Below are 1,066 nucleotides of genomic sequence, written 5' to 3'. Positions count from 1 at the left end.
TACCATCAACTATACCTTGGCAACTACTGCTACGCAGTTCTCTAATGTGGGTGATTATCCGATTGCGGTGACTTTGGGTGACAATCCAAACTATACTGTTGTTGCTACCGATGCTACCTTGACTGTAACTCCGAAAGTCCTTAATGTGACTGTGGTGGCTGCGGATCAAACTAAAATATACGGAGACCTGAATCCTGAACTTACTGCTGTGGTTACTGGTGCCGTGAATGGGGATACCATCAACTATACCTTAGCAACTACTGCTACGCAGTTCTCTAATGTGGGTGATTATCCGATTGCGGTGACTTTGGGTGACAATCCAAACTATACTGTTGTTGCTACCGATGCTACGTTGACTGTTACCCCTAAAGTCCTTAATGTGACTGTGGTGGCTGCGGATCAAACTAAAATATACGGAGACCTGAATCCTGAACTTACTGCTGTGGTTACTGGTGCCGTGAATGGGGATACCATCAACTATACCTTGGCAACTACTGCTACGCAGTTCTCTAATGTGGGTGATTATCCGATTGCGGTGACTTTGGGTGACAATCCAAACTATACTGTTGTTGCTACCGATGCTACGTTGACTGTTACACCAAGAGAAATTGATGCTCTTGCAGATACCAATGCAATTCCTGTGAATGGAACAACTGGAGGAAATTCAGGTGTGAACGTTTTAACTAACGACACATTGAACGGATTGCCTGTTAATCCTGCGGATGTAGTATTAAGTTCTACTCCAAACGGACCATTGGCTATTAATCCTGATGGAACTGTGACTGTAGCACCAAACACACCAGCGGGAACTTATACTATAAATTACACTATTTGTGAGGTATTGAACCCTACTAATTGTGATACAGCTACCGTTACTATTGTTGTTGCTGCTCCTGTTATTGATGCTCTTGCAGATACCAATGCAATTCCTGTGAATGGAACAACTGGAGGAAATTCAGGTGTGAACGTTTTAACTAACGACACATTGAACGGATTGCCTGTTAATCCTGCGGATGTAGTATTAAGTTCTACTCCAAACGGACCATTGGCTATTAATCCTGATGGA

The 1,066-nt window shown here is 43.2% G+C and carries 1 protein-coding gene; it reads left to right on the top strand.

Annotated features, from left to right (window positions below; genetic code table 11):
* The coding region (locus ACNQF8_RS15310; RefSeq protein ID WP_417983552.1) for an MBG domain-containing protein at window positions 1-1,066 on the top strand (1,066 nt) is incomplete at both ends.

The organism is Flavobacterium labens (assembly GCF_048286755.1).
In the GTDB taxonomy this organism is placed as follows: Bacteria; Bacteroidota; Bacteroidia; order Flavobacteriales; family Flavobacteriaceae; genus Flavobacterium.
Note: the sequence above shows the minus strand (reverse complement) of the source record. Positions and strands in the feature narration are given on the sequence as shown.